This is a genomic window from Bradyrhizobium sp. sBnM-33 (assembly GCF_032917945.1).
In the GTDB taxonomy this organism is placed as follows: Bacteria; Pseudomonadota; Alphaproteobacteria; order Rhizobiales; family Xanthobacteraceae; genus Bradyrhizobium.
The window spans coordinates 7,627,103-7,652,378 of sequence record NZ_CP136624.1 but is presented as its reverse complement, the minus strand read 5'-3'; the positions used below and the strand labels follow the sequence as shown (position 1 = coordinate 7,652,378).

Annotated in this window: 27 protein-coding genes; 20 read left to right on the top strand and 7 right to left on the bottom strand. The window is 63.1% G+C overall.

The genetic code is table 11. The features are described from left to right. The first annotated feature begins 34 nt into the window (after positions 1-34). The 6 genes from RX328_RS35850 (at position 35) to ilvC (ending at position 5,089) form a co-directional block, all read left to right on the top strand. Positions 35-1,021 (top strand): threonine dehydratase, encoded by a 987-nt coding sequence (locus tag RX328_RS35850; RefSeq protein ID WP_213254356.1) that lies wholly within the window; start codon positions 35-37, stop codon positions 1,019-1,021. Positions 1,022-1,171: 150 nt separating this feature from the next. Next, a complete protein-coding gene (gene ilvN, locus RX328_RS35845) occupies positions 1,172-1,714 on the top strand; it encodes an acetolactate synthase small subunit (protein WP_213254354.1) in 543 nt (180 codons plus the stop codon). Positions 1,715-1,716: 2 nt separating this feature from the next. Then, on the top strand, positions 1,717-2,412 hold the full coding sequence (locus tag RX328_RS35840) for a class I SAM-dependent methyltransferase (RefSeq protein WP_213254346.1): 696 nt from the start codon (positions 1,717-1,719) through the stop codon (positions 2,410-2,412). A 5-nt stretch (positions 2,413-2,417) separates the two neighbouring features. Next, positions 2,418-3,308 carry an EamA family transporter gene (locus tag RX328_RS35835; RefSeq protein WP_213254344.1) on the top strand — a complete coding sequence of 297 codons (891 nt, stop codon included), beginning with the start codon at positions 2,418-2,420 and terminating at the stop codon, positions 3,306-3,308. A 9-nt stretch (positions 3,309-3,317) separates the two neighbouring features. Then, positions 3,318-3,923, top strand: a complete 606-nt coding sequence (locus tag RX328_RS35830; protein ID WP_213254342.1) for a LysE family translocator — start codon at positions 3,318-3,320, stop codon at positions 3,921-3,923. Positions 3,924-4,069: 146 nt separating this feature from the next. Beyond that, a complete protein-coding gene (ilvC, locus tag RX328_RS35825; RefSeq protein ID WP_213254340.1) occupies positions 4,070-5,089 on the top strand; it encodes a ketol-acid reductoisomerase in 1,020 nt (339 codons plus the stop codon). 571 nt (positions 5,090-5,660) lie between these two features. Here ilvC and RX328_RS35820 read toward each other — a convergent pair. Continuing rightward, positions 5,661-6,092, bottom strand: a complete 432-nt coding sequence (locus RX328_RS35820) for a PaaI family thioesterase (protein ID WP_213254338.1) — start codon at positions 6,090-6,092, stop codon at positions 5,661-5,663. Between the two features lie 99 nt (positions 6,093-6,191). Between RX328_RS35820 and RX328_RS35815 the strand changes: the two genes are divergently transcribed. Beyond that, entirely contained in the window at positions 6,192-7,028 is an 837-nt protein-coding gene (locus RX328_RS35815; protein WP_213254336.1) for a LysR family transcriptional regulator, read from the top strand. A gap of 98 nt (positions 7,029-7,126) precedes the next feature. Here the strand turns inward: RX328_RS35815 and RX328_RS35810 are convergent, their stop codons facing one another. Together RX328_RS35810 and RX328_RS35805 are read right to left on the bottom strand one after the other, a co-directional pair. Then, complete coding sequence (locus RX328_RS35810) at positions 7,127-8,230, bottom strand: DUF2336 domain-containing protein (RefSeq protein ID WP_213254334.1); 1,104 nt, start codon at positions 8,228-8,230, stop codon at positions 7,127-7,129. A gap of 61 nt (positions 8,231-8,291) precedes the next feature. After that, positions 8,292-8,495 (bottom strand): hypothetical protein, encoded by a 204-nt coding sequence (locus tag RX328_RS35805; protein ID WP_213254332.1) that lies wholly within the window; start codon positions 8,493-8,495, stop codon positions 8,292-8,294. A gap of 189 nt (positions 8,496-8,684) precedes the next feature. Here RX328_RS35805 and RX328_RS35800 point away from each other — a divergent pair, with 189 nt between their 5' ends. From RX328_RS35800 to RX328_RS35790, 3 genes are read left to right on the top strand one after another with little or no spacing between them, the layout of a single operon-like run. Then, positions 8,685-9,536 (top strand): SDR family oxidoreductase, encoded by an 852-nt coding sequence (locus RX328_RS35800; protein ID WP_213254330.1) that lies wholly within the window; start codon positions 8,685-8,687, stop codon positions 9,534-9,536. 5 nt (positions 9,537-9,541) lie between these two features. Next, positions 9,542-9,910, top strand: a complete 369-nt coding sequence (locus tag RX328_RS35795; RefSeq protein WP_249726944.1) for a lysozyme inhibitor LprI family protein — start codon at positions 9,542-9,544, stop codon at positions 9,908-9,910. Further along, positions 9,907-10,149, top strand: coding sequence for a hypothetical protein (locus RX328_RS35790; protein ID WP_213254328.1), 243 nt, complete (start codon positions 9,907-9,909; stop codon positions 10,147-10,149). Before RX328_RS35795 ends, RX328_RS35790 begins: the two co-directional genes overlap by 4 nt. A 1-nt stretch (position 10,150) precedes the next feature. Here RX328_RS35790 and RX328_RS35785 read toward each other — a convergent pair whose 3' ends face one another. Beyond that, positions 10,151-10,768 carry a hypothetical protein gene (locus RX328_RS35785; protein WP_213254326.1) on the bottom strand — a complete coding sequence of 206 codons (618 nt, stop codon included), beginning with the start codon at positions 10,766-10,768 and terminating at the stop codon, positions 10,151-10,153. Positions 10,769-10,967: 199 nt separating this feature from the next. Here RX328_RS35785 and RX328_RS35780 point away from each other — a divergent pair, with 199 nt between their 5' ends. The 3 genes from RX328_RS35780 to RX328_RS35770 all read left to right on the top strand — a co-directional run bounded on the left by RX328_RS35780 (position 10,968) and on the right by RX328_RS35770 (position 15,400). Then, positions 10,968-11,654: a TetR/AcrR family transcriptional regulator gene (locus tag RX328_RS35780; protein ID WP_213254324.1), complete on the top strand. Its 687-nt coding sequence runs from the start codon at positions 10,968-10,970 to the stop codon at positions 11,652-11,654. A 271-nt stretch (positions 11,655-11,925) separates the two neighbouring features. Then, on the top strand, positions 11,926-13,635 hold the full coding sequence (locus RX328_RS35775) for a sulfatase-like hydrolase/transferase (RefSeq protein ID WP_213254323.1): 1,710 nt from the start codon (positions 11,926-11,928) through the stop codon (positions 13,633-13,635). Between the two features lie 10 nt (positions 13,636-13,645). Next, positions 13,646-15,400, top strand: a complete 1,755-nt coding sequence (locus tag RX328_RS35770) for a sulfatase-like hydrolase/transferase (protein ID WP_213254321.1) — start codon at positions 13,646-13,648, stop codon at positions 15,398-15,400. Between the two features lie 162 nt (positions 15,401-15,562). Here RX328_RS35770 and RX328_RS35765 read toward each other — a convergent pair whose 3' ends face one another. From RX328_RS35765 to RX328_RS35755, 3 genes are all read right to left on the bottom strand, one after another. After that, positions 15,563-17,122, bottom strand: coding sequence for a glycine betaine ABC transporter substrate-binding protein (locus RX328_RS35765; RefSeq protein WP_213254319.1), 1,560 nt, complete (start codon positions 17,120-17,122; stop codon positions 15,563-15,565). Continuing rightward, positions 17,119-17,907, bottom strand: coding sequence for an ATP-binding cassette domain-containing protein (locus tag RX328_RS35760; RefSeq protein WP_213254317.1), 789 nt, complete (start codon positions 17,905-17,907; stop codon positions 17,119-17,121). The genes RX328_RS35765 and RX328_RS35760 overlap by 4 nt, the downstream gene beginning before the upstream one ends. Before the next feature lie 196 nt (positions 17,908-18,103). After that, complete coding sequence (locus tag RX328_RS35755) at positions 18,104-18,373, bottom strand: hypothetical protein (protein WP_213254315.1); 270 nt, start codon at positions 18,371-18,373, stop codon at positions 18,104-18,106. 192 nt (positions 18,374-18,565) lie between these two features. On the opposite strand from RX328_RS35755, the gene RX328_RS35750 reads away from it, so the two are divergent. The 7 genes from RX328_RS35750 to RX328_RS35720 all read left to right on the top strand — a co-directional run bounded on the left by RX328_RS35750 (position 18,566) and on the right by RX328_RS35720 (position 25,101). Then, positions 18,566-19,393 (top strand): ABC transporter ATP-binding protein, encoded by an 828-nt coding sequence (locus RX328_RS35750; protein WP_213254313.1) that lies wholly within the window; start codon positions 18,566-18,568, stop codon positions 19,391-19,393. Further along, a complete protein-coding gene (locus tag RX328_RS35745) occupies positions 19,393-20,181 on the top strand; it encodes an ABC transporter permease (protein ID WP_213254311.1) in 789 nt (262 codons plus the stop codon). Before RX328_RS35750 ends, RX328_RS35745 begins: the two co-directional genes overlap by 1 nt. 211 nt (positions 20,182-20,392) lie before the next feature. Then, complete coding sequence (locus tag RX328_RS35740) at positions 20,393-21,421, top strand: ABC transporter substrate-binding protein (protein ID WP_213254308.1); 1,029 nt, start codon at positions 20,393-20,395, stop codon at positions 21,419-21,421. A gap of 42 nt (positions 21,422-21,463) precedes the next feature. After that, the gene (locus RX328_RS35735) at positions 21,464-22,180 is read left to right on the top strand and encodes an NUDIX hydrolase (protein ID WP_213254292.1); all 717 of its coding nucleotides are present in this window, start codon (positions 21,464-21,466) and stop codon (positions 22,178-22,180) included. Between the two features lie 102 nt (positions 22,181-22,282). After that, positions 22,283-23,593 carry an ABC transporter substrate-binding protein gene (locus tag RX328_RS35730; RefSeq protein ID WP_213254290.1) on the top strand — a complete coding sequence of 437 codons (1,311 nt, stop codon included), beginning with the start codon at positions 22,283-22,285 and terminating at the stop codon, positions 23,591-23,593. Between the two features lie 33 nt (positions 23,594-23,626). Continuing rightward, positions 23,627-24,394 carry an ABC transporter ATP-binding protein gene (locus RX328_RS35725; protein WP_213254288.1) on the top strand — a complete coding sequence of 256 codons (768 nt, stop codon included), beginning with the start codon at positions 23,627-23,629 and terminating at the stop codon, positions 24,392-24,394. Positions 24,395-24,396: 2 nt separating this feature from the next. Beyond that, on the top strand, positions 24,397-25,101 hold the full coding sequence (locus RX328_RS35720) for an ABC transporter ATP-binding protein (protein WP_213254286.1): 705 nt from the start codon (positions 24,397-24,399) through the stop codon (positions 25,099-25,101). Positions 25,102-25,276: the final 175 nt, after the last annotated feature.

The window sequence follows — 25,276 nt, the reverse complement described above, 5'->3', positions numbered from 1 at the left end:
GATGACGAGCAAGCGAGAGGATCGGGAAGTCAAAATGTTTAACCTCGCCGAGCTCGAACGTGCGCACGAAATCGTGGGGCAGGCGGTGCCGCCGACGCCGGCGCACGCGTGGCCGCTCCTTGCCGAGCGGCTAGGGACGCGCGTTGTGGTCAAACACGAGAACCACACGCCGATCGGCGCGTTCAAGGTGCGCGGTGGGCTGGTCTATCTCGACCGGCTGAAGCGGGAGCGGCCGAACACGCCGGGGATCATTTCCGCTACCCGTGGCAATCACGGCCAGAGCCTTGCGTTCGCGGCTTCCCGTCACCGCGTGCCGGCCGTGATTTACGTGCCGAAGGGCAATTCGGTGGAGAAGAACCGCGCCATGCGGGCGTTCGGCGCCGAGCTGGTCGAGCATGGCGAGGATTTTCAGGCGGCCGCCGAAGAAGCCCAGCGCCGTGCCCAGTTCGCCGGCCTTCATATGGTGCCCTCGTTCCATCCGGATCTGGTGCTCGGCGTCGCTACCTACGCGCTCGAACTGTTCCGGACAGCGCCCGACCTCGACATTCTCTATGTGCCGATCGGGCAGGGCTCGGGCATCTCCGGCTGCATCATGGCGCGCGAACTGCTCGGGCTGAAAACCGAAATAGTCGGCGTGCAGTCGACCGAAGCACCGTCCTACGCGCTCTCGTTTGCCGCCGGCATGGTGGTGACCACCGAAACCAGCAACACGCTGGCGGACGGCATGGCGACGCGCATTCCCGATCCGAACGCATTCGCCACCATCCGCAAGGGCGCCGCGCGCATCGTGCAGGTCACGGACGACGAGGTCGCAGCTGCCGTCCGCGCCTATTGGACCGACACGCATAACCTCGCCGAAGGCGCCGGCGCTGCCCCGCTGGCCGCGGCGCTGCAGGAAAAGCAGAAGCTCGCCGGCAAGCGCGTCGGCCTGATCCTGTCAGGCGGCAATATCGATTTTGATTTGTTCCGCAAATGGGTCGGGACGGAGGTTGCCGCCACTGGTGAAAGGGCAATGGCGTAATGCCACGAACACCAGCCAAGTGTTTGATGTCATCGTCCGGCTTGACCGGACGATCCAGTGCGCCGCGGCCTTGCGGTCAATCGCAGGCGCCGGCGATTACTGGATGCCTGCCTTCGCGGGCTGACAATGGAGAATGACAAGGGGACGACAATGAACCAGCCCGCATCCGCCTACTTCCTGGAAGATCGCCACGACCCCAACGAGACCCACACGCTGTCGGTGCTGGTGCAGAACGAGCCCGGCGTGCTCGCGCGCGTGATCGGCCTTTTTTCGGGGCGCGGTTACAACATCGACAGTCTCACCGTCTCCGAGACCGAGAGCCACAAGCATCTCTCGCGCATCACCATCGTCACGACAGGCACGCCGACGGTGATCGAGCAGATCAAGCATCAACTCGACCGCATGATCCCGGTCTACCGCGTCGTCGACATGACCATCACCGGCCGCTCAATTGAGCGGGAACTCGCCATGGTGAAGGTGCGTGGCCGCGGCGACAGCCGGGTCGAGGCGCTGCGGTTGGCGGACGCGTTCCGCGCGCGCGTGATCGACGCAACGACCGAGAGTTTTGTGTTCGAGATCACAGGCAATTCATCGAAGATCAGTCAATTTATCGACCTGATGCGCCCGCTCGGCCTTGTCGAGGTGTCGCGCACTGGCGTTGCCGCGATCGGGCGCGGGCCTGAGGGGATGTGAACATGCTGGCGCGTGACTGGTATTACACTCAAAGGCGGCGACTCGGGCTCGATTCGGCGGTCGCCTCGATCTACGACCGGCATGACGACAGCGACGAGCGCGCACGGGCCGCGCTCACCATGCTTGGCGTGCAGCGAGGCTGGCGCGTGGCCGATATCGGTTGCGGCAACGGTGTACTGGCCTGCGAAGCGGCGTTGATGGGGGCCGAGGTCGACGCAATAGATATTTCGCCGGCGATGCTGGCGCTCGCCAACATCCAGGCCCGCGACCGCAAGGTAGCGATCCGCACTCAGCCGGCCGGCCTGCTGAGCTTTGCCTACCAGCCGAACTCCTACGATTTGATCGTCAGCGAATTCACGCTGCATCACCTGCCCGATTTCTGGAAGGCGGTGGCACTGGCAAGGATCTATGCCGCCCTGAAGCCCGGCGCGAATTTCTACCTGCGCGACATCGTGTTCGTCAGCATGCCCGACGGCGTCGAGCGCGATGTCGACCAATGGGCCGATTTCACCATCAAGAATCACGATTTCCAGCGCGAAGGCGTGGTCACCCATATGCGCGACGAGTACTCGACCTTCGGTTGGGTGATCGAGCGCATGCTGACCGATATCGGCTTCACGCTGGAATCGGCCGATTATCACGCGCCGCTGCACGGAACCTATCTCCTGCGCAAACCAAAGCCGGATCAACAGAGCTAGAAAAAATGAAACCGGCCGATGTTTGCATCGCCGTGCTGGTGGCGGTGATCTGGGGCCTTGCTTTCGTGGCCAGCCGGATCGCGCTCGACGAGTTTTCGCCGGAATTAATGACGACGCTGCGCTTTTCCATCGCGGCCTTGCCCTGCCTGTTCGTGGCGCGGCCCAAGGTTTCCTGGACGGTGCTGGTCGCGATCAGCTTCACCCTGTTCCTCGGCCAGTTTCTAGCGCAAGCCTTCGCCATTGCGTTTGGCGTTCCCGTCGGTCTCTCCAGCGTGATCGTGCAGAGCCAGGCGCTGTTCACCATCGGCTTTGCCGCACTGTTGTTTCGCGAGCGGCCGAGCGCGGGGCAGACCGTCGGCATTGCTGTCGCCACCGCAGGCCTGCTCATGATCTGCGGCACCGTCGGTTACGATTTCAGCGTCGGCGCCTTTGCGATATTGATGATCTCACCGCTCAGCTTCGCGGCCGGCAATCTGCTGCTGCGGCGCGCACAGAGCGTGCCGATGTTCGACCTGTTCGCGTGGCTGTGTCTGGTCGCGGCAGTTCCGCTGTTTGCGTTGACGCTGGTGAGCAACGGCCCGCAGCCGACCTGGTATGCGCTGACCCATATGTCGCTGACGAGCCTGTTGTGCATGATCGGTCTCGGCGGTGTCTCCACCAGCATTGCCTACTGGCTATGGGGCCGGCTGCTGCGGGATTACCCGGCGGCGCAGGTGGTGCCGTTTGCGCTTTTGGTGCCGTTCGTCGGTTCCGCTGCATCGAGCGTCGTGTTCGACGAAACTTTTGGGCCGCTACGACTTGCCGGCATGGTCACCGTGGTGGGCGGCATCGCCGTCATGCTGCTGTCCAAAACTACCAAGGCTTCAGAAAAACAAGTTCTGCCAAAGATCGCGTGAGGCCCCCCGATGTCGCATTCGCTTCTGATCGCCTTCGTGATGTTCGCCACCGTGATGTTCTTCACGCCGGGGCCGAACAACATCATGCTGCTGTCGTCGGGGCTCACTTATGGCTTCCGCCCGACCATTCCCCACATCCTCGGTATCACGGTCGGCTTCGCCTTCATGGTCGGCGCGGTTGGCCTCGGACTCGGCACCATCTTCATCGCCTATCCGGTGCTGCAGACCATTCTGAAATATGCCGGCGCGGCCTACCTGATCTATCTGGCCTGGGCGATAGCGATGTCCGAACCGCCGTCCGCGGAGGAGGACAAAAGCCGCGGCCGCCCGATGACGTTCTGGGGCGCGGCCATGTTCCAGTGGGTCAACGCCAAGGGCTGGGTCATGGTGATCGGCACCATCACCGCCTATGCGGCGATCGCGGCCTACCCCTGGAACATCGCGATCCAGGTCGGCCTCAGCCTGATCCTCGGCATCCTGTCCTGCACCGCTTGGGCCCTGTTCGGCACCGCGCTGCGGCCGATCCTGACCTCCCGCCGGGCGATCAGGGCCTTCAATATCGTGATGGCAGTGCTGCTATTGGCTTCACTCTATCCGGTCTTCATGGACGCATGATGCCGCAGCGGGCCATGCATAAACGGATTTCCCCTTCGAAGGAAAATGCTCTAGACAACGCCGGAAATTCGCGGGCGACCGGCGGTCCTATTCCCCCAAATGCCTGATTAACCGGCCCTTTTTGGCCATCGATTGAGGAAACGACCATGCGTGTTTATTACGATCGCGACGCCGACCTGAACCTGATCAAGGGCAAAAAGGTCGTCATCGTCGGCTATGGCAGCCAAGGCCACGCCCATGCACTGAACCTGAAGGACTCCGGCGTCAAGGAAGTGGCGATTGCGCTGCGCAAGGGCTCGGCCTCGGCCAAGAAGGCTGAAGCCGCCGGCTTCAAGGTGATGGAAGTCGCCGAAGCCGCCAAATGGGCCGACCTCGTCATGATGCTGACCCCGGACGAACTGCAGGGCGACATCTACCGCGAGCACCTGCACGACAACATGAAGAAGGGTGCGGCGCTGGTATTCGCGCACGGCCTCAACGTCCACTTCAATCTGCTCGATCCCCGCGCCGACCTCGACGTGCTGATGATCGCCCCGAAGGGTCCCGGTCACACCGTCCGCTCGGAGTATCAGCGCGGCGGCGGCGTGCCGTGCCTGATCGCAATCGCCAAGGACGTCTCCGGCAACGCCCATGACCTGGGCTTGAGCTATGCCTCCGCGATCGGCGGCGGCCGCGCCGGCATCATCGAGACCACATTCAAGGAAGAGTGCGAGACCGACCTGTTCGGCGAGCAGGTGGTGCTGTGCGGCGGCCTGGTCGAACTGATCAAGGGCGGCTACGAGACCTTGGTCGAAGCCGGCTACGCGCCCGAGATGGCCTATTTCGAGTGCCTGCACGAAGTGAAGCTGATCGTCGACCTGATCTATGAAGGCGGCATCGCCAACATGAACTACTCGATCTCCAACACCGCCGAGTATGGCGAATATGTTACCGGTCCGCGGATCGTCACCGACGAGACCAAGAGGGAGATGAAGCGGGTGCTCAATGACATCCAGTCCGGCAAGTTCGCCCGCGACTGGATGCTCGAGAACAAGGTCAACCAGACCTCGTTCAAGGCGACCCGCGCCAAGCTCGCCGAGCACCCGATCGAGGAAGTCGGCGCCAAGCTCCGCGACATGATGCCGTGGATCAAGAAGGGCGCGCTGGTCGACAAGACGAAGAATTGACGGTCTCATTCCCCGGATGCAGCGCAGCACGCAAGTGATGCGCTGCTGGTCCGGGCTCCATCTCGCGAAGCGGTCCCGGCTCTGCGGCGCATCGCTGGCGCGCTGCACCGCGTCCGGGACACGAGACATCGGCGGCCGGTTCGATGCAATACCTCCATACCAAATCTTAAGCCTTGCTCGGCATTCTCCGGCGAGATCGCAACCCGCGATCTCGCCGGTTGCTTGAAGAACTGCTGGCTCATCCCCATTCTTCAACGCGCCGCACGACGCGCGCCAGCCGTGCTTCAAACAAAGAACTGACGCTTCATGCACATTCTTGGGTGCGAAGCAGCTCAACAACTACATTAGCGACAGAAAAGTTAGCGTTTACCGAGTCAAAGCTCGGTTGCTTAATGTGCATTCTCGTCCATCAAACGAGACCTGCATTCGCTAGACAGTCGGACAACATCGACCTCGGCCATTCCGAACACCTCATGTGTCGGATCAGCTAGCCGGGTGACCTCGTATCACCTCACCAGCAATACGCGTTTCATCGTCGGAACGTGCCCCAGTCTCCAACCTAGCGTGGCTTTTATTTGGCCGGGAAATCGACTCCGCGAAGCGTCACGACCGCCACCGCGCACGGCGTCTCCGTTCCGTCGGCGAGCGACGCCACATCGACATGCGCGACGCCGATCGTGCCTCCAACCTGAATTGCGCGGGCGCGAGCGATCAGCTTCTCGCCCTTCGCCGGCGCGAGAAAGCTGACCTGCAGGTTGATGGTCACCGCGAACCGGCCGCGCGGCATCGCTGTGGTGACCGCCCCGCCGCCGGCATGGTCCGCCAGCCCGGCGATGATGCCGCCATGAAAGAAGCCGTTTGCCTGTAAGAGACCGTCGCTTTTCGCAAGCGACATCACGACATGGCCGGATTCCGCGTGCTCGACCCTGGTGCCGACGGCCTTGGTATAGCCGGGCGCATAGGTGACCCGTTCGACCAGTTCGCGGATTGCATCGTGCGCCATCGGTCCCTCCGGCTAATTGACCCAGCATTATGCTCGGACCAGCGAGAGGCTTAGGCAATCGCGATTGCTCCGATATCGAGCTATAGCTATCTTCGATGGATGGACTTCAAGCAGATCAGGTATTTCGTCGCCGTCGCCGAAGCGGGCAGCTTCAGCGCCGGCGCGCGCCGGGCCTTTGTCACCCAGCCGACGCTGTCGGCCGCGATAGCTTCCCTTGAGGCCGAGCTGGGATTCGCACTGCTGGAGCGTCATGCGCGCGGCGCGAGGCTCACGCCGAGGGGCGAAGAGGTGCTGGAGACTTCGCGATCGATTTTGCGCCAGGCTGAACGGCTCAAGGCGGCGTCCGGCGGCAGGCCTTCGGGCAGGCCGCTGCGGCTTGGAATTCTGCCGACGATTGCTCCGGCATTCGTGGCGCAATGCCTCGAGCGGTTGCGGGCGATCGAGCCGGGGCGGTCATGGCGCACCGAGGACGCGCCCCTCCCCAAGCTGCAACAGCGGCTTGCCAACGGCCGTTATGACGTCATCCTGACTGCGCTGGGGTCGGCCGCACGCGGCCACCGGCAATTGGAATTGGAAGCAGATCGGCAGGCGCTGGCCGTTTCCGCACGCTCATTCCCTCGCGGGCCAGTCTCTCCGGAGATATTGGCAGGCCAGCCGCTGATCGTGCGCGTGCACTGCGAGCAGTTGCAGTCGGCATCGCGGATTCTTGACGCGTGGAAGGTACGGCCGAAGGTCGTCGCCGAGACGGATAGCGATGCGCGGGCGCTCGCGATGGTAGCGGCCGGCCTCGGGTTCTGTCTGATGCCGGACAGCTTTGAACATCCCGAAGTCCGAATGCTCCGCCCCGAAGGCGTCGAGCTGACGAGGCGGCTCGGTTTTGAATGGGTCAAAGGCGGCGCCGACGGTTGGCTGGATCGCGCGCTGGATGGGCTGTGATCTGACCTCGTGCCGCCCGGGCGGATACGGATCATCCGCCTTGAAGCGAAATCTCCGAGTGATGCGCCTTCCTAATCCGCCATGACCACGGCGCGGATTCAGGTCGCCCGGATGATCGGTTCCTTCTCGATCTTGTTATGCAACTGCCAGAAGCGCACGGTGCGCTGGGCCGTCTCCATCGAGAGCTTGCGGTAGTCGCGCTGCGCGATCTCCAGGGTCTGCTCGTTAATCGGATGCGCCGGGCGATTGCGTAGGATCGACTCGACCGTTGGCCAGTTCAGCCGCGCCGAGCGGCAGGGGATCAGGATCAGGTCGGCGCGCGGACCTTCCATCAGCCTGGCCGTCATCTCGACCGGCATGTCGTTGAGGACCGCAAGCGCGACGGTCACTTCGTCGAACTTGTTCGACTCCGCGAATTTGTACACCGCCGCATCGTCGAGTTCGTTCAGCCCTTTCATCAGCTTCACCAGCTCCTCGGCGACGCCGAAGCTCCGGCTCGGCGGCGGGGCCTCGCGGGCGACCTCGTTCAGGACCCGTTTGATCTCTTCCTGGAGCGCGGGCGGCGCGATGGCCAGAAGCCGCGCGCGAACGGTCTCCTTGGCGCGGCGCAGCAGGTCGCCTATGAACTTGGCCGGAAAATCGGCGCGAAGGCCGAGGATTTCGACCAGTTCGTCGTCGGCGCCGGCGCGCGCGACGATAGTGGAATAGCCCTGGTCGGAAAATTTCGCTCCGGCATTGTTGGCGAGCTTGCGGATCACCTGGCCTTCGCCGCGGTCGACAATGACGTCGGTGACGGCCGCGGGCAGTTCGGCCCGGCCGGAAATGGCGAGCAGGTGATCCTGCCCCTTTGCGCTGGCGATCTCGACCAGCACCTCGGTGCCGAGCCGGCTGGAATGGGTCAGCACATTGCCGGCGACCTCGATCTCGTCGTCCCAGGCGAGATGCTGGATCACCTCGAACGGGGCGTAGTCGAGCGGCGCCAGCCGCTTGGAAAGTTCGGCCTTCGCCCGCGTCTCGACGCGCGCGATCAGGAGGCAGAGCACGTCGTCGAAGACCTTGACCTGGTCGTCGCTGAGGCGTTCTCCGTCATGGAGGAAAAGATCGGTGACCTGCCGCAGGGTTTCCACCCGCTTGGCGGATGAACCGCCTCTGACGGCATCTTCGAGTTCGGCAATGATCGAGTGCGCCGGCTGTTGCACCATTGTGGGCAGCCTGTCTGTTGTTGGAGGGTTCGCGCCCACAATGGCCGGCCGAGCCTTACGCTCACGTTAAAAGAGACGCCCGGTAGAAACGCAGAACCGCTGCATCCAAAACGGGCAACCCTTTCGCCGCAGTCGCTGCGGATATGCCGGCGTGGGAGCAAGCCGCGCATTGCAAATTCTGCGTTCTGAATTGCTTTACCAATGCGATCGGAACGTATGCCGCAATTTCGCGCGATAAATCGCCGATGTCGAACGGATCGGCCATCTGTCGCGGCTTCCGGTATTCCGGTCCGGCTGCTATCCTCACCAAACCGTTCCCGGGAAAGTTCGAATCGCAGTCTGCCGAACAAGACGCCGTCAAGGCTGGCTGCACCCGCGGAGTAAGCCCACGGAGCCGGCGCTTAAGCATTCCTTCACGACGAACTTCATTAAACCTCTTACAAGGGCTTAGCTCATGAGATCTGTTGTCATCACCGGCGCGTCCACCGGCATCGGCTGGGCCAGTGCGAAGCTCCTGCTCGACCGCGGCTTCCGCGTGTTCGGCAGCGTGCGCAAGCAGGCTGATGCCGACCGCCTCAAAGCTGAATTCGGGGCGAACTTCTCGCCACTGATCTTCGATGTCACGGATGAAGCCGCGGTGCTGGCGGCTGCGCGCGAGGTCCGAGGCGCCCTCAGCGGCGAAACGCTCGCCGGTCTCGTCAACAATGCCGGGATTGCGGTTTCGGGCCCGGTGCTCGAACTCGCCGCCGACGAATTCCGCCGCCAGATGGAAGTCAATTTCATCGGGCCTGTTATCGCGACCCAGGCGTTCGGGCCGCTGCTCGGCTCCGATCCGGCCCTGAAGGGGCCGAAGGGGCGGATCGTGATGATCTCCTCGGTCGCGGGCAAGAGCGGCAGCCCGATGACCTCAGCCTATGCCGCCTCGAAGCATGCGATCGAGGGACTGTCCGAGAGCCTGCGACGCGAACTGATGCTGTTCGGGATCGACGTCATCATCATTGCGCCGGGCGCGGTCAAGACACCGATCTGGAGCAAGGCCGAGGAAGTCGATATCTCCGCCTACAAGAACTCGCCGTACTTTCCGGCGCTGGAGAAAATCCGCGCCTACATGCTGAGCCTTGGCGCGACCGGATTGCCGCCCGAGCAGATCGCCGAGAAAGTTTTCGAGGCATTGACACGGCCCAATCCCAAGGTGCGCTACACGATTGCGCCGGATCCGATGCGGCAATTCATGGCGGCGGTGTTGCCCAAGCGCACCCTCGACCGGATAATCGCCAAGCGCCTCGGGCTGACGCCGCAGGGATGAGCGTGATGGTGAGAATGACAATCGGCCTCGTGGCCGTCCTTGCGCTTGTGCCGGCCGCCCATGCCGGCGAGCAGGACGGACCTGAACAGTCCTGCGACGGCAGCACATACCAGATGGTCGAATGCCTCAAGGAAAAGACCGCGCAATGGGACAAGCGCTTGAACTTTGCCTATCAGAAAGCGCTGGAAGGCACGGCTAACGCGCAGCGCGATCAGCTCCGCGCCGCGCAGCGGCTGTGGATCCAGTATCGCGACGCCAACTGCCTCTATTACGGAATGGGCGAGGGCACCATCGCGCGGCTCGAGGCCGGCGAATGCATGCGCAGCATGACGGAAGCGCGTGCCAAAGAGCTGGAAGGTATCGGCCAGCAGTGACGACCGGAAAGACCAAATCGGAATTGACTGAGATTGCCGACCACGCGCTTCGCAGCCAGCCGGGATGCGAGACGGCGGCCGTGCCTGCCGTGCGCGGGCTTCCCAATATCCGTGAGGGGCGGAATTGGGAAATTCCCCACGTGGTTCTCGGCGACAGCCTGATCAGCGACGTTGATCGGGCCGTCATTACTGTGCACCGCCGCCTAGGGCGGCAATACCACCTGCTGGCCAGCGAGTAGATCATCCCGCTCGCGCTGGCGCCTGCGCGCGTGGCGCCATAGCGATCATCCGCAGCGCGAATACGGCAATCAGCGGAATCAGGAACAGCGCGTAGAGGGGCATGTCGGGAATCCGCTTGCCGAACGACACCATGAACTGGAACAGTAGGTAGTAGCCGCCCACGAGGTGCAGCCGGCGCCAGGCGCGTGGGCCGATTGCCGCGGCCGTGCGGTCGAACGAGGTCGCGGCCATCGCGACGATGAAGGCATAGCCGATGCCGCCGAAGATGTAGGACGCGATCGAGGTCGCCGCCGCATAGCCTATCGGGTCCATCAGGGCGAAGCAGGCAATCGCAACCGCGTGGATGGCATGCGAGGCCGCAAAGCTGACGCCGAGATAGCGGCGGTTGCGGCGCAGCCATCGAGTCGAGGCGTTCGGCCATAACAGCGCCAGCGCGGCGGCTGCGAAAGCGAGGCAGAACAGTACCAGCGAGGTGCGCGCGGTGAAGCGGATCACCATGCGCACGCCGTCGACTTCGAATCCCCGCATGCCGGCGATCCAGATGCTCAAGGCCAGCAGGGCTAGCGAGAGCAGGGCGAACAGCCGCCAGCCTTCGAACCATTTTTGATGTGTCGGCATGTTCGTCCCCTTGCCGTCATTGCGAGGAGCGAAGCGACGAAGCAATCCAGTCTTTCCTGACGTGGTGAGATGGATTGCTTCGCTTCGCTCGCAATGACGCGGATGGTAGATGTAATCATCAGTTACATGGCGTGTGCGGATCACGTCAATCCGTGTAATCAGTGCTTACATTCACAAGCCGGTGATGCTAGGAGAGGGCATGCGCCGAGCCGCCAAACCGTCCGCCACGAAATCCGCCGGCAAGCCGCGCCGCCGTGTCGCCCGTCCGCCCGCGCCAAAACCCTATCACCACGGTGACCTCCGGCGCGTCCTGATCGACGCCGCGCTGCAACTGGTCGGCGAGGGCGGGGCGGAGGCGGTCAGCGTCCGGGAGGCCGCCCGCCGGGCCGGCGTGTCGCCGGGGGCGCCGTTCCGGCATTTTCCGAGCCGCGACGCCCTGATCCAGGCGGTGGCGGAAGAGGCACAGCGGCGGTTTCGTGCCGAGGTCGAGGCGGCGCTTGCCGCGGCGCCGGCCGGCGATCCGCTCGGCCGCTTTCGCTGCCTCGGGCTCGCGTACCTGCGCTGGGCGATGCGCAACCCGACCCATTTCGAAATTATTTCCAGCCGCCGCCTGTTCAACCACGACCAGGCGGCCGCCATCTCCGGCGACAATGCCGAACTGATCGCGCTGACCGAGCAAACGTTGGCCGAAGCCTTTGCGGCGGGCCAACTCCGCAGCGCTGACCTCAAGCAGGTTCAGATCGCCGGCCGGGCGCTGGTCTATGGTTTTGCCCGGATGAATATCGACGGCCATTTTCCGCGCTGGGGCGTGGCCGGCCCCGAAGCCGAGCGGACCGCCGAGGCGATCCTCGATCTTTTCATCGAGGGGATTGCGAAGCGGCCATAACATGACCCGTCATTCCGGGATGGTCCGAAGGACCAGACCCGGAATCTCAAGATTCTCAGGTGCGCAATTGCGCACCATAGTTCGTTTCGCGCCCCGGAATGACAGCGCCAAATTTACGCTGTCGCGTCCTCCCGAGGGCAAATTCATTGCCTGTTCATGACGATTCCACTACGTTTTTGTGACACGGCTCAGGTTCCGGATGGGTCGTGCGTCTCCTGGTCGTCGCCAGCCAAGGCTTTGTATTGCGCCGGGTCATGTTGCGTTTCCTCCCATGGCGCCCGCGCCAAACCCTGGGCCCTCCGCCACCACCCTTGCTGCCGGCCTTGCCGCCATCGGCTTCTGGCGGCTTTCGGCCGTTGCTGCACCGCACGTGGCGGCGCTGGCGCTCCTGCTGCACACCGAAACCGATTTCGGCGGCCGCATGGGCTTTGCCCTGGCCTGGGGCATCCTAAACTTCTTCTTTATCGCGCTGTTGCGGCGCCCGGCGTTGTCGGGCGCGCTGTCGCTCACGCTGGTCGTGCTCCTGGTGCTGCTGTCGCGGCTCAAGCACGACGTCGTGCAGATGACCGCGAACTTCGTCGACCTGATGGTGATCGACCGCGATACCGCAACGTATTTGTTCACGATCTTTCCGAACTTGCGCTGGAGCGTGGTCGGCGCATCCCTCGTCATCCTGCCGTTGATGTACGCGCTGTGGTGGCTCGATCCGTTTCGCATTCGCCGCCTACCGGCCACTGCCGGCCTGCTAGCCTGTCTCGCAAGCCTGGCCGGTTATTCCGTCGTCTGGCCCGATGAAGCCTGGCGCGGCTATTACGACGACGGCTATCTCTCCAAATTCGCCCGTTCGGGCGTGACGGCGGTTTCCGATTTCGTCAATTACGGTTTCATGGAATCAGAGGCCGCGACCGCCGAGCGGCTGAAGGTGCCGCTGGTCGATTCCTGTCATGTGGCCGGTCGCCGCCCGCACATCATCATGATCCATGACGAGTCGAGCTTCGACATCCGCCAGGCCGCCGGCGTCAAGGTGCCGCCGGGCTATGGCAGCCATTTCAAATCCTTTGACGGCCGCGAGCGCAAGTTCATGGCCGAGAGCAGCGGCGGCGCAAGCTGGATGGCCGAGTACAACGTGCTCGCCGGCCTGTCGTCGCGGTCGTTCGGCCGCTTCTCCTATTTCGTCACTCGCATCGCCTCGGGCCGGGTCGAGCGCGGATTGCCGCTGGCGCTGCGCCGCTGCGGCTACAACACCATCTCGCTCTATCCGGCCTACGGCGCCTTCATGGGCGCGCGCGGCTTCCAGACCTCCACCGGCATCCAGCATTTCTATGACGCACGCGCGCTCGGTGCCAAGGGCATCGAGCCCGACAGCTTCTTCTACGACAAGGCCGTGAATCTGATCGCCGAGCAGCCGGCCAACACGCCACTGTTCACCTTCGTCTATCTCGCCGCCAACCATTTCCCCTGGGAAACCAAATTCCGCCCAGACCTGCTGCCGTCCTGGCGCGCGCCCGGCAACGAGCCCGTGGTCGACGAATATCTGCGCCGCCAAACATTGAGCGCCGGTGACTATGCGGTGTTCATCGCCAGCCTGAAAAAGAAGTTCCCGGCACAGCCGTTTCTGATTGTGCGCTACGGCGACCATCAGCCGGAATTTTCCTCGAACCTCCTGGATCCTGGCCTGGATGAAGCCAGGGTCGCCCGCAAGTTCGATACCCACGACCCGCGCTACTTCACCACCTACTACGCGATCGACGCCGTCAACTTCGAGCCGGTGAAGAGTTCCGCGATCATGGACACGATCGACGCGCCCTATCTGCCGCTGGTGATCCAGGAAGCCGCCGGCATTCCGCTCGACCCCTCGTTCAAGGAGCAAAAGAACATCATGCTCCGCTGCAAGGGTGTATTCTATGCCTGCAAGGATGGCGCTGAGGCGCGCAGGTTCAACCGGTTATTGATCGACGCAGGTTTCATCAAAGGGCTCTGAGGACGCCGACATGTCAGCCGTTGCGGGACCTGAAATGAGCGAAAGCATCCGCGCAGGATCGCGCGGCGCCGCGTTCTTTGCTCTCGTCGGCCTGATCGTTGCCGTCCATCTGGCGGGGCTGGCGGTCCTGCTGACCACCGAATACGGGCCGTTTGCGATCACGCTGTCCGTGCTGGCGTGGATCCTGGTGAACTGCTTCCTGCTGGCCGTGCTGCAGCGGCCGGGCGTCTGCGCAGTGCTGGCGCTGGCCTTCATCGTGATCCTGATCGCGCTGTCGCACTTCAAGTTCGGAATTCTGCAGTTAACGCTGACATTCCTCGACTTCCTGATCATCGACCGCGACACGTTTTCATTTCTGCTCTCGGTGTTCCCGCGATTGCAGATGCAGTTGATCGCGGCAGGTCTCGTTGCGGTTCCGTTGCTGTGGCTGATCTGGCGTTTCGATCCGTTCCGCGTGCGCCGCCGCTTTGCCTTGACGGGGCTGGCTGCGACGACAGCATTGATCTCGGCGATGTCGGTAGTCTGGCCCGAGCAGGCCTGGGAGCCCTTCCAGGGCGTCAATCACATTTCCAGCCTAGCGCGCTCGGGCGTGGTGGCGGTGTCGCGGCTGGCTTCGACGGGATGGATCGAGGTCGATCCGCCGACGAATGGCCCGCTCAGCCTCGCGCGGGACGCCCACGCCGCCGGTCTGCCCATGTTGCCGCCTGCCGAGACCTGCGACGCCACGGCAAAGCGACCGCACATCATCATGCTGCTCGACGAGTCGAGCTTCGACATCTCGGCCGCGCCTGGCATCAAGGTGCCGCAAGGGTACTCCGATTACTTCAAGTCCATCGACGGCAAGCAACGGACCATGATCGCTGAGGCAACCGGCGGCCCGACGTGGTACACCGAATTCAATGTCCTGACCGGCATGTCGGCGCGGTCGTTCGGCGATCTGAAGTTTTATGTCACAAGGATCACCGCGAACCGTGTTGCGCGCGGGTTACCGCAAGCGCTTAAGCGTTGCGGATACAAGACCTTCTCGCTCTATCCGACCTATGGCAACTTCCTCGGCGCGCGCGCATTCCAGAAGGGTGCTGGCGTCGGCCACTTCATCGACATGGCGGATATGGGCGTCGCCCAGGATATGCAGCCCGACAAGTTCTACTTCGATCAGGCCTCGAAGGTGTTTGCGCGGGAGCAGCCGCAGCACACGCCGGTCTTCATGTTCGTCTACCTCACGGCCAACCATTTTCCCTGGACCGACGTCTATCGGCCCGATCTGACACCGCCGGACTGGACGCCACCGGGAAACACGCCGGAGACCGACGAATATATTCGTCGCCAGGTCATGACGCAGAACGACTACCGCGAATTCATCGCTGCCCTTAAGCGCGACTATCCGGATCAGTCGTTTCTGGTGTTGCGTTTCGGCGATCACCAGCCCGCCATCTCGCAAAAGCTGCTTGAGCCCGGCATCGATCAGAAATTGCTGGCGAAACGCTTGATGGCAGCCGATCCGCGCTACTTCTCTACCTACTACGCGATTGACGGCATCAACTATCGGCCGGGTGACCTCTCGTCGGCGCTTGATACGCTCGATGCGGCCTACATCCCGCTCGTAATCCAGGAAGCCGCCGGCATCCCGCTAGATCCGTCGTTCGAGGAGCAGAAGAAGATCATGCTTCGCTGCAACGGCGTGTTCTATGCCTGCCGAAAGGGCGCGGAAGCGAGACGATTTAACCGCCTCCTGATCGACGCCGGGATGATCAAGGGGCTTTGAATTCCGCTCTATCCACGTCATTGCGAGCCAACGGGTCGCGCGAATGCGCGCCCGATGACAGGCTCCGCGAAGCAATCCATCGCGCCGCAAGCGGAGGCATGGATTGCTTCGTCGCTTCGCTCCTCGCAATGACGAGCAGAGGCCGCGGCACACAACAACCTCCTATCTCTTCCCCACCTTCTCCCACAGCCACTGTGCTACCGCGTCCGGCGAGCTCGCCGCATCGTTGCCTGCGGCGCGCAAATTAGCCTCGCGCATGGTAGCGATGTCGATCTTGCCGAGCAGCGGCGTCAGCGCCTTGCGCAAGGCCTCGTCATTGGCGCGCTTTGGCGCCAGCAGCACGATCGCGTCATAGGGCGGGATGGCGCGCCTGGGATCGCCGAGCGTCACCAGATCGTATTTCGCGATCAGCCCGTCGCTGGTGTAGCCGGCGATGACGTCGACTTCGCCGGAGGCGACCGCCGCATACATGAAGTCCGGCTGCATCTGCCGCTGCCCGCGGAACGACAGGCCGTAGGCCCTGCGTAGCGCGGTCCATTCGGGGCGCGAGAAGAATTCATAGTCACCGGCGATCGACATGTTCGCCGCGCGCGAGGCGAGGTCGGCGATGGTGCGGATGCCCAATTGCTCGGCGCGTTTGCGCGGCATCACCAGCGCATAGGCATTCTCGAAGCCGAGTTCGCCTGACAGCGTGATGTTCTGTCGCGCCAGCATGGCCTTCAGCTCGGCTACCAGGTCCTGGCGCGGCTTGATGTCGGTGCGGTGAAACTGGTTGGCCCACAGCGTGCCGGAATAGTCGATGTAGACGTCGATATCATCAGAAGCCAGCGCCTCGAAGATCACGTTGGAGCCGAGACCCTCGCGCGTCGTCGCCGAGAGGCCAGCCGCCTTCAGCCGCTGTGCCATCAGTGCCGACAGCACATATTGCTCGGTAAAGGTCTTGGCGCCGACGACATAATTCGCCTGCGAGCGCATCATCGTCGGTACCAGCGTGGCAACGACCAAAGCCGCGATACCGGCACCGCCGAGCGCCGCACGAAGGCGGCTGCGGTGGCGCAAGCCGCCTTCGATCAGCGCCAGCAACTGATCGACCGCAAGCGCCAGCACGGCGGCGGCAACGCAGCCGAACAGCACGAACACCCAATTCTGGGTCTGCAGCCCCGCAAAGATGTAATTGCCGAGGCTAGTCTGGCCGATCGGCGTCGACAGCGTCGCGGTGCCGATCACCCAGACGGCCGAAGTGCGGATGCCCGCCATCATCACCGGCAGCGCCAGCGGCAATTCCACCGTGAACAGCGATTGCCGTGGCGTCATACCGACGCCCTGCGCCGCTTCCAGGATCGCTGCATCGACACCCTGCAGCCCGGTGATGGTGTTGCGCAGCACCGGCAGCATCGAATAGAGCGCCAGCGCCAGCACCGCGGGCAAAAATCCGAAGGCGGAAAAGCCAAAGCCAAACCACGACAGCGACAGCGCCGCCAGCGCCAGGAGCAGCGGATAGAACAGCGCCAGCAATGCCAGCCCCGGCACCGTCTGCACGATGCTGGCGAGGCCGAGCAGCGCGCCGCGCAGCACCGGCCGATGGCGTGAGATGATCGCGAGCGGCAGGCTGACCAGCAAACCCAGCGCCAGCGCGGCGACGCTGACGCGGACGTGATTGCCGAGATAGTCGGGCAGGTGGCCCAGCGCCTCACCCCAGCGTGGATCGGCGAAGAGGCTCATGCCATCCCCTCGCGAGGCAGCAATGCGCTCAGCCGCTCGGCCTGCCGGCGCGGCGTGCGCAGGAGTTCGCCAACGTAAACGTCGTCGCTCTCCGAAAGTTCTGATGGCGTGCCCTGCGCCAGCAACTGCCCGCCGCGCATCACGACGATGCGGTCAGCGAGCAGGATCGCTTCCGTCATGTCGTGAGTGATCATGACCGTGGTCAGGCCGAGCTTGCGGTGCAGCTCGCGATAATCGTCACCGAGCGCGTCGCGGGTTAAGGGGTCCAGCGCGCCGAACGGCTCGTCCATCAACAAGATGCGCGGCCGTGCGGCGAGCGCCCGTGCCACGCCGACGCGCTGGCGCTGGCCGCCGGAGAGCTCGTGCGGCAGGCGGTCGCGGTATTGCGCCCGGTCGAGCCTGACAAGGTCGAGCAGCTCATCCACCCGCGCGGAAATCTCGGCGGCCGGTGCTCCCGTCAACTTCGGCGTAATGCCGATATTGCCGGCGACGGTCAGATGCGGAAACAGTCCGCCGCTCTGGAAGACATAGCCGATCCGCCGCCGCAGCAGGATCGGATCGACCTGGCGCACGTCCTCGCCTTCCACCGTGATCGAGCCGGAGTCCGCCTCGATCAGCCGGTTGGCGAGCCGCAACAACGTGGTCTTGCCCGAGCCCGAGCCGCCGACGATGGCGAGGAATTCACCTTCGGCGACTTCGAGCGAGACGTCGTCGACGGCCACCACGCGGCCGCCGTCAAAAGTCTTACCGACATGGGCATAGGCGATCAGTGGCGTGGTCGGCATTCGATGCGGTCCCAACCCTTGGCTCTTCCCAACGGATATAGTGATAGCTGATAAATGGCCGGTCGCGAATGCTGGACCTCGACTGTCGCCCGCCTGGCTGTGAAGCAACAAGGTTCGAAATTGTCCACGGCTTGCCCCGTGGATCACCCCGACTTCAGATAGCTAACTGACAGGATTCTGGGCAATACGGAGTCAGTCAGCGCGAGAACGCATTCTTCAACTGCACCAGGAATGTCACCAGCCACGCGCACGCATACATGCCCGCGAGGCCAAGCGCCGTTCTGCGATCAATCAAGGACAGGCCTGTCCACCACCATATCCGGTAAAGCCATAGTCCTGCCGTGCCTATACCAAGCAAGCAGACCAGCATCTTGAGAAAGGAGGAGTTCGCGACACCCAAGGCGCCAAACAAAAGCGTTGCCGGAACGAGAAACATGGTGCAGGCGGATATCAAAGTCTCGTTCATGGCTCCTCAAGATACATCTACGAATCGCAGGCTATGTATGCAGTTTGCAGCAACCTGTACCCTTCTGGAAGGGACGCCGAGGCAACTGATATTTGGCTTGCGCCGCTGACGTTCGACGACCGCGTTGCAGGGCCACGTTGAACTTATCCTTCGTACCCGCTAAGGCATCCCTCCAAACCTTGGGGAGAAGACATGGCGGATGCTGCACAGCCGACGGCAGTCGCGCTTGGCGATGCGACGGTGGCGTTTCGTGTCGCCGGCGACCGCGTCTATACGGCCGTGGAGAAAGCCAATCTGTCCGTTGCGCACGGCGAGTTCGTCGCCATCGTCGGCCCGACGGGCTGCGGCAAATCGACGTTGCTCAACGTCGCGGCTGGGCTGTTGAAACCGGCGTCGGGGTCAGTGAAGATATTCGACCGGCCGCTGACCGGCCTGAACCGCGACGCCGGCTATCTATTTCAGGCCGATGCGCTGTTCCCCTGGAAGACCGCGCTCGACAACGTCGCCATCGGGCTCGAGATCAAGGGCGCGCCGCGCGAACAGGCGCTGCAGCGCGCGCAGGGCTGGCTGACGTCGGTGGGGCTCGGCGCCTTCGCCAACCGCTACCCGCACATGCTGTCCGGCGGCCAGCGCAAGCGCGTCGGCCTTGCGCAGGTCCTGATCCGCGATCCCAAGATTTTGCTGATGGATGAGCCGTTCGGCCCGCTCGACGCCCAGACAAGGCAGATCATGGGCAATCTCTTGCTCGAACTATGGAACGCCGACCGCAAGGCGGTGCTGTTCGTTACCCACGATCTCGAAGAGGCGATCGCGCTGGCCGACCGCGTCGTGATCATGTCGGCTGGGCCTTCCGCGCGCATCATCGGCGACTGGCGCGTAAAACTGCCGCGCCCGCGCGACATTTCGGAAGTCCGCATGGAAAAGGATTTTCACGAATTGCACCGGGAAATCTGGAGCGTGCTGAAGGACGAAGTGATGAAGGGTTACGCGCAATCCACCCAAGTGGCAGGAGTTGGCTGATGTCCCGTTCGACGCTGCTTCTGTTGCAATTGCTGGTCGCCGTTGTCGCGCTGGCGATATGGCAGTTCCTCACCACCGTGCCGGTGTTCGGAAAAATCCTGCTGCCGCCGTTTTTCTTTTCCAACCCGATCGATGTCGGCAGCCAGATCGTCAAATGGTTCTCGTCAGGCGTGATCTGGAAGCATCTCTTCATCACGCTGTGGGAATCGATCCTCGCCTTCGTGATCGGCTCGATCAGTGGCGTGATGGTCGGCTTCTGGTTCGCGCGCCAGCCGCGGGTTGCCGCGGTGTTCGATCCCTATGTGAAGATGATCAACGCGCTGCCGCGCGTGGTGCTGGCGCCGATCTTCACGCTGTGGCTTGGGCTCGGCATCTGGTCCAAGGTCGCGCTCGGCGTCACGCTGGTGTTCTTTATCGTGTTCTTCAACGTCTATCAGGGCGTCAAGGAAGTTTCCAACACCGTGCTCGACAATGGCCGCATGCTCGGCATGAACGAGCGGCAATTGATGCGGCACGTCTACTGGCCCTCGGCGCTGTCCTGGATGTTCTCCTCGCTGCACACGTCGGTCGGTTTTGCCGTGGTCGGCGCCGTGGTCGGCGAATATCTGGGCTCGGCCGCGGGCCTCGGCTATCTGATCCAGCAAGCCGAAGGCGTGTTCGACGTCGCAGGTGTCTTCGCCGGCATGTTCGTGCTGTCGGCCTTCGTCATATTGATCGACATGGGCGTGACGCTGGTCGAGCGCCGGCTTCTGGTATGGCGGCCGGCCGCGGCGGAGGGCAGGGGGTAGACCAACCGCTCTCTCCATCGTCATTGCGAGGAGCCCTTGCGACGAAGCAATCCACACTTCCTTACGCGGAGAAATGGATTGCTTCGCGGAGCCTGTCATCGGGCGCGCATTCGCGCGACCCGTTGGCTCGCAATGACGAATGCTGCCGGAAAGGCGCCTTCTCAAGGCGCTCCCGTTGCTCTATCTTGCCGCCCAACGAATGGAGGAAAACATGAAGAAACTGTTCGGCCGGCTGGCCGCCACGCTGCTGACGCTGGCGCTGACCTCGGGTCTTGCCGCAGCGCAAAGCAAGGTCACCATCGCAATCGGGGGCGGCTCATGCCTGTGCTATCTGCCGACGGTGCTCGCCAAGCAGCTCGGCGAATACGAAAAGGCGGGGCTTGCCGTCGAACTGGTCGACCTCAAGGGCGGCTCGGACGCGCTGAAGGCCGTGCTCGGTGGCAGCGCCGACGTGGTGTCGGGCTATTTCGACCATTGCGTCAATCTGGCCGCCAAGAAGCAGGAGTTGCAGTCCTTCGTGATCTACGACCGCTATCCCGGCCTGGTGCTCGTGGTATCGCCCAAGCACACCAATGACATCAAATCGATCAAGGATCTGGCCGGCAAGAAGGTCGGCGTCAGCGCGCCGGGCTCTTCGACCGACTTCTTCCTGAAATATCTGTTGAAGAAGAACGGCCTCGATCCGACCAGCGCCGCGGTGATCGGCGTCGGCCTCGGCGCCACCGCGGTCGCCGCGATGCAGCAGGGCCAGATCGAGGCGGCCGTGATGCTCGATCCCTCCGTCACCGTTTTGCAGGGCAGCCATCCCGATTTGAAGATACTGGCCGACACCCGCAGCGAGAAGGACACGCTCGCCGTGTTCGGCGGGGAATATCCGGGCGGCGCGCTCTATACAACCACGGCGTGGATCAAGTCGCACGAGAAGGAAGTGCAGGCGCTGACCACGGCGATCGTCAACACACTCGCGTGGATTCACTCGCATTCGCCGGAAGAGATCATGGCAAAGATGCCCGACGAAATCGTCGGCAAGAACAAGGAGCTTTATCTGGCAGCGCTAAAGAATACGATTCCGATGTATTCGCTGACGGGCAAGATGGATCCCAAGGGCGCGGATGCGGTGCTCGCGGTGTTCAGCGAGGGTTCGCCAGAGATCGCCAAGGCCAATATCGACGTGACCAAGACTTACACCAACAAATATGTCGAGCAGGTCAAGAAGACCACCGGCACGAGCGCCAAGTAAGTTTGGAAACAGTCGTTTGGCGTTATTGAGCGAAGTGAAGCGATGAGTGGCACGAGGCCTCCGGCCATTCATCGCGTCAGCACGCTCGATCTCACGGTCGAAACGTGGGCCTGGCCATTCGCGGAAGCGCGGCGCGCGGACGTCGATGCGCATTTTGCCGAAAGGCAGCGCGAAAGGCCGCAACTGTGGAACGGCCGCGTCCTGCTCGGGCGCAACCCGGTATTTGCCGGCGACCGTTTCAGCGCCAGCTATTTCGAAACCGACTTCGCCAGTTTTCTGGCTTGGCGCGACTGGGGCTTTCCCGATGCTTCCGTGTTCAACGGTTTCGGCATGGGCGCGCTGCTCTGCGCCGACGGCGCCTTCGTGCTCGGCGAAATGGGCCCGCACACGGCCAATGCCGGGCGCATCTATTTTCCGTCAGGCACGCCCGACCTCGACGACATCAGGGACGGCGCGGTCGATATTTCCGGCAGCGTCACGCGCGAACTTGAGGAAGAGACCGGGCTGGCACCCGGCGAATACGAGAGCGAGCCGGATTGGTACTGCATCTACACGGCGCCGACCGTTGCGATGATCCGCCTGCTGCGCGTCAACATGCGTGGCGACGCGCTGCGGGAGCGGATCGAGCGCAATCTCGCCTCGCAACATCAGCCGGAATTGTCCGCCATTCATCTCGTGCGCAGCGCGCGCGATCTCAATTCAGCAATGCCGCGTTTTGTCACGGCATTCATCGAGGCGCAGCTCGCTTCCCGGCCCTGACCAAGTAATGCGCTTGACATCTGGTCGCGCTACCAATGTGATAGGTGCCAACCAAAGCAAGAAAAAGACGCAGTGCACAAAAAATAATCCAGGGAGGATTCCATGCCGGGGCGCAAAGCTGCACGCCTTCTCGTCGGGCTGTCTGCCGCAATCGCGGTGCTGGGGATGGCGGTTTCCGCCGAGGCTCAGGAAAAGAAAATCAAGATCGGCGTCATCTACGACCTGACCGGGCCGCTCGCCGGCGGCGGTTCGGAGCTGCAATATATCGGCGCCAAGATCATGCTCGACCAGTACGCCAAGACCGGCGTCGAGGGCTACAAGATCGAAGCTGTTTACGCCGACGCCCAGAGCAAGCCTGATGTCGCAATCAACGAGGCGGTTCGGCTGATCGAGCAGGAAAAGGTCAACATGCTGCTCGGCTTCTTCTCCTCGGCGCAATGCGTGCCGATAGCCGCGCGCGTCGAGCAGCTCAAGAACTTCATGTGGATCACCACCTGCATCTCATCCGCGGTGCTGGCCGACAAGAACTTCAAATACGTGTTCCGGCCGCAGGCCTCCGGCGACCAGTTCGGCATGATGACGATGGATTTCATCGCGCAGAATTCCAAGGAAAAGCTCGGCAAGGATCCGAAGGATCTGCGCGTTGCTATCATCCACGAGGACGGTGCCTATGGCGTCGACGTGTCGAAGGGCAACGAGGCCGGCGCCAAGAAGGCCGGCTTCAACATCGTGCTGAAGGAAGGCTATTCGGCTACCGCGCCCGATCTCTCCGCGCTGGTCACCAAGCTGAAGCGCGCGCGGCCCGACGTGGTCTTCCACACCGGCTATAACCCGGACATCACCTTGTTTGGCCGCCAGGCGCGCGAGCAGGGCCTGAAATTCGCGGCCCTCGTCGGCCACGGCGCGGGCTATGGCGTCTACGAGAAGCTGAAGGAAGGTCTGGGCGCCGACGTCAATTACGTCTTTAACACCGATCCGATCTCGATCTGGCTCGCCAACCAGAAATCGATGGATCCGAAGCTGCCGCCGGTCATCAAGATGGTCGGCGAGGAGTTCGACAAGGCGAAGCCCGGCGTTGCGATCCGCTCCGCACATGTCGGCATGGCGGCGTCCAACACCTACCTGTTCCTGACCGAGGTGCTGCCGCGCGCCATCAAGAAATATGGCGGCGTCGATCCCGACGCGTTGCGCAAGGCCGCGCTGGAGACCGATATTCCCGAAGGCGGCACCATGCTGGGCTTCGGCGTCAAGTTCCACGGCGAGGGCACCCAGATGGCCGGACAGAACGAACGCTCGTTCCCCGTTGTCATCCAGTATGTTGACGATAAGTCGTATGTGGTGTGGCCGAAGAGCCAGGCGCAACGCGAGGCCGTGCTGCCGCTGCCGAAGGGAACGACTTTCAGCAACCAGTAAGAGCCGGGCAACGGCTAAGCGGAGGTTTCCAGCGTGCTGACGGTAGAAGGGTTGGTGAAGCGCTTCGGCGGCTTCACCGCTGTTAACAACGTGTCGTTCAGGGTCGAGCAGGGCGAGATTCTCGGCCTGATCGGCCCGAACGGCTCCGGCAAGAGCACGATCTTCAACATGCTGTCGGGCACGCTGATCCCGACGGCGGGATCGATTCTGTTCAATGGAACGGAGATCGCGGGCAAGGCGCCGCACCGCATCATCAACAGCGGCATCGGCCGGACCTTCCAGATCCCGCGGCCATTTCACCGGCTCACGATATTCGAGAATGTGGCGCTCGCAGGCTACTACGGCCAGGGCAGCCACAGTCGCGCCAGGGCGGACGAGGCCGCCGAACGCGCGCTGGCCATGGTCGGCCTGCCGACGAACCGCCACGCCGGCGTCGATGGCTTAGGTGCCGCCGGCCTGAAAAAACTCGAACTCGCAAAAGCGCTCGCCACCGGGCCGAAGCTCCTGCTCGCCGACGAAAGCCTTGGCGGGCTCGACGAGCACGAGATGGACCAGGCCGCCGACATGCTGCGCAAGATCCGCGACGAGCTCGGCATCACCATCATCTGGGTCGAGCACATCATGGGCGTGTTAATGCGGGTGGTCGACCGCGTGATGGTGCTCGATCACGGCGAGAAGATTTCGGAAGGCCTGCCGAGCGCGGTGGCGAGCGATCCGCGCGTGATCGAGGTCTATCTCGGCACGGACGCGGATTCGAGCCAGGCCGCGGCGGCGGAAGCGCGCCGGCGGGCAGGGGTGTAAGTATGCTCGAACTCAGATCGCTCGACGCGGGCTACGGCAGCTTCCAGGCATTATTCGGCACCAACCTCAACGTCAGAGCGGGCGAGGCCGTCGGCGTGATCGGCCCGAACGGCGCCGGCAAGACCACCTTGATGCGCGTGATCTCGGGCCTGATCCGACCGACCAAGGGCACCATTACGATGGAAGGCCGCGACGTGCTGGCGACGCCGGCGCATCGCATCGTCGATCTCGGCATTGCGCATGTGCCGGAGAACCGCCGGCTGTTTCCGCGGCTCACCGTCGACGACAATCTGAAGATGGGCGCCTACATGCCCGGCGCGCGCGCCAAATATGCCGAGCGGCTGGAATTCGTGTTCGATCTGTTCCCGCGGATGAAGGAACGGCGCAGCCAGATGGCCGGCACGCTGTCGGGCGGCGAGCAGCAGATGTGCGCGATCGGCCGCGCGCTGATGTCGGACCCGAAATTACTCCTGCTCGACGAGCCCTCGGCGGGTCTTGCGCCGGTCGTGGTGCAGCAGGTGTTCGAACTCGTGAAGCGAATTCGCTCTGGCGGGCTGACGGTCCTGATCGTCGAGCAAAACGTGCAGCAGGTGCTGAAGGTGGTCGACCGCGCGTATTTGCTGGAAGCCGGTACCATCCGCGCATCCGGCACGTCGGAGGAGATGATGAAGACCGACACCATCAAGCAGGCATATCTGGGAGTTTAGGGCAGGGCATGACGAGATTGAGCCGAGTGGCGACCGCGAAGGAACTGCGCTCCCTCTCCCGGTTGCGGGGGAGGGTTGGGGTGGGGGTGTTTCCGCGAGTCGCACCGCTCGTGTGGAGAGAGTTTCCCCCACCCGGATCGCATCTTCGATGCGATCCGACCTCCCCCGCAAGCGG